Source organism: Corynebacterium sp. AOP40-4SA-5 (assembly GCF_052377355.1).
In the GTDB taxonomy this organism is placed as follows: domain Bacteria; phylum Actinomycetota; class Actinomycetes; order Mycobacteriales; family Mycobacteriaceae; genus Corynebacterium.
The window spans coordinates 1-5242 of the sequence record NZ_JBQSWS010000046.1; the positions used below are offsets into that span (position 1 = coordinate 1).

At 63.7% G+C, this 5242-nt stretch carries 8 protein-coding genes and 1 pseudogene; all 9 read left to right on the top strand.

Translation table 11 applies throughout. From position 1 onward, the window contains the following. Positions 1 to 105 precede the first annotated feature (105 nt). The gene (locus ACT3S3_RS15065) at positions 106 to 303 is read left to right on the top strand and encodes a CsbD family protein (RefSeq protein ID WP_441579895.1); all 198 of its coding nucleotides are present in this window, start codon (positions 106 to 108) and stop codon (positions 301 to 303) included. A 105-nt stretch (positions 304 to 408) separates the two neighbouring features. After that, the gene (locus ACT3S3_RS15070; RefSeq protein WP_441579896.1) at positions 409 to 585 is read left to right on the top strand and encodes a lipopolysaccharide assembly protein LapA domain-containing protein; all 177 of its coding nucleotides are present in this window, start codon (positions 409 to 411) and stop codon (positions 583 to 585) included. 36 nt (positions 586 to 621) lie between these two features. Continuing rightward, positions 622 to 921, top strand: a complete 300-nt coding sequence (locus tag ACT3S3_RS15075) for a GlsB/YeaQ/YmgE family stress response membrane protein (RefSeq protein WP_441579897.1) — start codon at positions 622 to 624, stop codon at positions 919 to 921. Positions 922 to 999: 78 nt separating this feature from the next. Beyond that, positions 1000 to 1488, top strand: a complete 489-nt coding sequence (locus ACT3S3_RS15080; RefSeq protein WP_441579898.1) for an Asp23/Gls24 family envelope stress response protein — start codon at positions 1000 to 1002, stop codon at positions 1486 to 1488. Between the two features lie 92 nt (positions 1489 to 1580). Beyond that, positions 1581 to 1769: a hypothetical protein gene (locus ACT3S3_RS15085; RefSeq protein ID WP_441579899.1), complete on the top strand. Its 189-nt coding sequence runs from the start codon at positions 1581 to 1583 to the stop codon at positions 1767 to 1769. A 6-nt stretch (positions 1770 to 1775) separates the two neighbouring features. Further along, on the top strand, positions 1776 to 2900 hold the full coding sequence (locus tag ACT3S3_RS15090) for an Asp23/Gls24 family envelope stress response protein (protein ID WP_441579900.1): 1125 nt from the start codon (positions 1776 to 1778) through the stop codon (positions 2898 to 2900). Beyond that, positions 2897 to 3544 (top strand): hypothetical protein, encoded by a 648-nt coding sequence (locus ACT3S3_RS15095; RefSeq protein ID WP_441579901.1) that lies wholly within the window; start codon positions 2897 to 2899, stop codon positions 3542 to 3544. Before ACT3S3_RS15090 ends, ACT3S3_RS15095 begins: the two co-directional genes overlap by 4 nt. Next, on the top strand, positions 3541 to 4092 hold the full coding sequence (locus ACT3S3_RS15100; RefSeq protein WP_444627002.1) for a hypothetical protein: 552 nt from the start codon (positions 3541 to 3543) through the stop codon (positions 4090 to 4092). Before ACT3S3_RS15095 ends, ACT3S3_RS15100 begins: the two co-directional genes overlap by 4 nt. A gap of 146 nt (positions 4093 to 4238) precedes the next feature. Beyond that, positions 4239 to 5242 (top strand): annotated as a pseudogene (locus ACT3S3_RS15105) (ISL3 family transposase); the annotation flags it as partial.

Genomic DNA, 5242 nt, shown 5'->3' on the forward strand with positions numbered 1-5242 from the left:
AAAGCCGTATCTATAACTTATGTCATGGTCCTTGTTCGTGCCTTGGCGTACCAAGACAGTGTATAGTCGCAGGTGAAATGTACTCCGACATGAAAGGTCAACACCATGGGTCTCGATGACAAGATCAAGAACGCTGCCGAAGATGCCACCGGAAAGGCCAAGGAGGCCGCCGGCGACGTGACCGACAACGACAAGCTCAAGGGTGAGGGCAAAGCCGACCAGGCCAAGTCCAGCGTCAAAGACGCTGCCGAGAATGTCAAGGACAAGATCTCCGAAGGCATCAACAAGATCACCGGAAATTAACCAACACGGAGGGCTTCGATGACGGAAACAAGTAGCACCGCCCAGGCCGCGACACGGCGACGCTCGTCTGTCGGACTTGTCGTCACTACAGCAATCGTCGTCATCGTGGCCATCGCCCTGGTCATCCTGATCGGGCAAAACACCGATCAGGTCGACATCGGCTTCCTCGGCTGGGAGTTCGCTTTCCCTCTGTCCGTAGGACTCGTCGTAGCCGCGATCGGTGGAGCTATCTTCGGTTTCGCGCTATCCGGTCTCATCGCCATCCGGCGCAAGAAGCGCTGAACCCGCGGCGACTTCAACCGCAAGAAAGGACCTCACGTGGTTTCGAACACTCTAATCCTCGCTGCCGAGTCCGCCCCGCCACTGGGGTTCATCGGCTGGATCATCGTCGGCGGCCTCGCTGGCTGGATCGGTTCAAAGATCATGAAGACTGATGCCTCGATGGGCATCATCCTCAACATCGTCGTTGGCGTGATCGGCGGCTTCCTCGGAGGCTGGCTGCTCACGCTGTTCGGTGTGGATGTTGCCGGTGGCGGCATCATCTTCAGCTTCATCACGTGCCTCATCGGTGCGGTGATCCTACTGTGGATCGTCGGGCTCGTGACCCGACGAAAATAGTAGCTTTGCCAGGAGAAGGACTCTTCTCCTGGCCATCGCAAGGACGTTGTCAACAACCAGATAAGTGAGAGAATCGCTATGTCAAACAACGACTCCACATCCAACGCCAATGCCGCGAACACTCCGGCCGTCCGGGACAACAACGCTGCCGACTCTGAGCTGTTCACCGATCAGGGGCGGACATCGGTCGCTGACGTTGTTGTATCCAAGATCGCTGGCATGGCCGCACGCGAGGTCTCCGGTGTCCATGACCTTGGTGGCGGTGCTTCCCGGGCCATCGGCGCTCTGCGCGAGCGTATTCCCGGCGGCCGGGTGAATGTCCAGCAGGGCATCTCAGTAGAGGTCGGCGAGCGTCAGGCTGCTGTCGATATTTCCATCGTCGCCGAGTACGGCGTGGCGATCCACGAGCTGGCCGAGGCCATCCGTCGCAATATCATCCTGTCGGTCGAGGAGATGACCGGGCTAGAGGTTACAGAGGTCAACGTCGTTGTGCACGACGTCCATCTTCCTGAGGACGATGAGGACGACGAGGACGATGAACCCCAGCAGTCTGCCCGCGTCCAGTAGCTCTCCCGCCAGGTCTTCCGTAATACGCCCGCAGCGTGCGGACAGCGGTACAGACGACTAGCCCTACCGATAGTTTCGATAGTGAGGTCATGATGAAGTACGCGACAATCATCGGTGTGCTGCTGGGATTCCTCCTGGCAATCGGTGCCCTCTGGGACGGCGTGGTCGGTTTCCTCGTTGTGCTGGTCCTCTGCGGGGTCGGCGGGGCCGTCGGTGCTCACGTGGAAGGGGTCATCGACCTTCGCCGCGCCTTCAACAGCAGCGGTCGGGGACGGGGCTGATTCCCCGTGTCCCCCTCACCTTCCGACAGTGCAGCAGATGCCGAAAAGACCACAGCCCTCGACGACGTCCTCGACGGCAATGGCGCGGTTGACGAGCTTCCCCGCAGCGAGGCCTACCGGCGACAGCGTACACACATCTCCATCGACCTGAAGGTCCTGGAGAAGATCGCCACGCGGGCGGCGCTTTCGGTGCCTGGGGTCATCCGGCATTCCTCAGGCATCGGCCAGCTCACGGGCCGCCGGTTGCCCCGGGTGAGCGTAGAGATGGACCCCGGCGGTAGTGCTGCCGTCGCCGACATCCAGATCGCCACCGCCTGGCCTGCCCCCACCGTTGCGGTGGCCCAGGTCACCAGGGAGACTGTCGGCGAGTGGATCGAGCACTCGACCGGTGTGCCGGTGCTGGCAGTCAACGTCGATGTCGCAGCCGTTGTCCCTGAGGCAGAGGAGACGGTCACCGTCACCGACCTGGAGGCGGCACCCCGGACCCCGGAGTACACCCGCGTCTCGGCCACGCCCCTGAAGGCGTCCTCCCTCACCGTCGCCCGGCAGGTCACGGAAGTCACCGTACCTCCGACGCCAGAACCGCGGCAGCCGGTCCATCCCCGGACGGTGGAGTCAGTCCAGCTCATGCCGGTTACCGTGGGACGGCCGGAACCCGCGCGGCACGTCTACGCCCCGACGCCGCGACCGGTACTGCATCCGCCGACGCCGACGCCGGTCCATGCCACGCCAGTCCAGCCGCCCCGACCGACCGAGGTGACGCACCCGGTGACCCCTTCGGCGGTACCGGTGATGCACCCACGGTCACCACATGGCACCGCTCAGCGGCGTCTCCTGGAGCCGGTCCTCGTCGACCACGTGACGGTCACGACTCCACCGCCGCCACGCGGACTCCGTATCCTTTACGATGTGCCCACCCCCAGGGGCCCGTTGCTGCGTGACATCCCGACCCCGCGCGGTCTGCCGACCCGCACCGTACCTACCCCACAGGGACTCGGGGTGACGATTTTCCCGACCGTCCGGAGCCACCGCCGTATTCCGGTAACGGTCGACAGGTCCCGTCGCTGGCGTTCCACCGGCACGGACGACAACCGCGCCCCCGGAGACGACCACGACAGGAGTCCGCGATGACAACAGCACAGCATCCGGAGCATTACCGGCCGGAACCCTCGGGCAGGTTCGCCGCCGATCTGAGGCTGTCCGACAACACGACGTCCGTGGACCCCGGAGACGAGCCACGGGCTCCTCAGCCGAAAGCCTCTCCCCTGGCACGCGGGTGGACAATTCTCCTGGGTCTGGTGTTGCTCTGTCTCACAGCAGTCATCATCCGTGACGTGCTCATCCTCAACGACTCCGTGTCGGGACGTCAGCTGCTCCCCCCGGTTTTCGGCTGGTTCGCCACCGTAGAGAGTGAATCCTGGATGCTGTGGGCCGGCATCGGATGTGCCCTCGTCGCCGTGCTCTTCCTCCTTGTCTCTCTGCGCCCCCGTCGTCGTACCCACCTTGCCTTCGGCGACGGATCGGAACTCTACGCCCGTCCCGTCGATGTCGCCCGGCTCTCCACGGCCACCGCCCGCCGAGTCCCCGGTGTGCTCTCAGCCCACACGGTGACGACGCGTAAGAAAATCTCGGTGAAGGTCGTCACGGCGGTCACACCGGAATCTGCCGAGACGATCCGCACACGGGTGTCCACGCACGTATCAGAACTCTCCACGCTCCTGGAACCCGCCCCGAGCGTCCAGGTGACGGTTATCCCGGGAGGTGAAGGACGATGAACCGCGGAAAAGCCTCATTCGACCGCATCGTGACGTTCCTGCTCTTCCTCGTCTTCGGCGGCATCGCCTTCTGGATGATCGGTCTCCGCCTCGACCTTGCACCGGCCGAACGGATCGGTGACTACGTCAACAGGGACTTCTGGGCGGACCTGAGCGCGCGCGACAACTACGAGACGATCCTCGTCATCGCCGCGGCGGTGACCGGTCTGCTCGGCCTTCTGTTCATCGGTATAAACATCGAGCGCAAACGCCTCGGACGTAGTGCGTCCCCGAGCTCCGCGCCGACGGGCACCATACGTACATCGCCCGCCGATGTCGCCTCCGCCGTCGCACAGACCTTCGAGAAACGTGACGACGTCCGATCTGCTGCCTATCGGGCAAGTGAAGACAGGGGCACCGACATCATCGAGATCCGGTTGCGGATCCCCGCGGAGACCGACGTCACCGAACTTAATGAGAGCTGCCGCCGCGCCGCCGCGGACATCACCGCCGCACTACCCGGGCAGGACGTTCTCCCCCGGTTCCTACTCCAAACTGGCACTGTGTAATGGCTCTTGGCGTTCTGGCGTGTGTAGCAGCTGAGGGGTAGCGCTGTGGGGTGGCACAACATGTAGGGGTCCTGGGTCGACAGGGTGCATGATGAGAAGCTCTGACACCTCGCCATGACCGCCCTCACCAATCCCAGGACCTTGACGTGCAGCCTACTGGCAACCTGATCACCGACACCATCTGCAGAACCGCGGAACTGGGGGTGAGCATCACTGACGCCGCCGATGCCGGCCGCGGTGACCATCATCAACGCCGTACCCGTCGCAGTGGACGACACCTGCCCAAACTGCGGCACCAACGGCACCATACGAGATCACATCACCCGCCGCTTGGTGGATCTGCCGGTCGTGGGGTTTCCCACCCGCCTGCACGTGCGCCTACCCCGGTTCACCTGCCCCAACGCCTCCTGCGACCGTCGGATCTACCAGCCATCACTGCCCTGCGCCGCTGACGGGGTGAAGTTGACCCACCGGGTGACCCGCTGGGTTCTGCAACGCCTCGCCGTCGACAAGATGAGCGTGTCTGCCACCGCCACAGCCCTTCGAATCGGCTGGGAACTGGTCGACAAGGTCGCCGTCGATGCCGTGCGCCACCTTGTCTACGCTGATCCGACTCACCTGGACCAGGTCAGGATCCTCGGGGTCGATGAGCACGTGTGGAAACACACCCGCTACCCCGGGCAGTCGTCGTCACTGGTCACCGTGCTGGTGGATCTGACCCCGGTGGTTGACGGGACAGGCCCAGCGCGGCTGATCGACATGGTGCCCGGGCGCAGTGCGGAGGTCCTGCGCACCTGGTTGTCCCAGCGTGAACTGCGTTTCCGGGACACCGTCGAGGTCGTGACGATGGACGGGTTCACCGGCTATGCCAGTGCCGTGGATGAGGCCCTACCTGCTGCACGCAAGGTCATGGACCCGTTCCACGTCGTGCACCTGGCTGCGGAAAAGCTCACCGGGTGTCGGCAACGCCTGCAACGAGAGACCACCGGGCGACGAGGCCGCAGGAAAGACCCGTTGTACAAGCACCGCAGGGCCTTACTGACCCGCACTAAGCTGCTCACCGACCGGCAGAAGCACCATCTGGAGATGTTGTGGGCCACTTATGACGACTTTGTGGGGTTGCAGGTCAGCTGGAGCTTCTACCAGCAGA

Excerpts from the sequence above, each read along its gene's own strand:
- ACT3S3_RS15080 (WP_441579898.1), top strand. The coding sequence starts at position 1,000 with ATGTCAAACAACGACTCCACATCCAACGCCAATGCCGCGAACACTCCG.
- ACT3S3_RS15085 (WP_441579899.1), top strand. The coding sequence starts at position 1,581 with ATGAAGTACGCGACAATCATCGGTGTGCTGCTGGGATTCCTCCTGGCA.
- ACT3S3_RS15095 (WP_441579901.1), top strand. The coding sequence starts at position 2,897 with ATGACAACAGCACAGCATCCGGAGCATTACCGGCCGGAACCCTCGGGC.
- ACT3S3_RS15100 (WP_444627002.1), top strand. The coding sequence starts at position 3,541 with ATGAACCGCGGAAAAGCCTCATTCGACCGCATCGTGACGTTCCTGCTC.
- ACT3S3_RS15065 (WP_441579895.1), top strand. The coding sequence starts at position 106 with ATGGGTCTCGATGACAAGATCAAGAACGCTGCCGAAGATGCCACCGGA.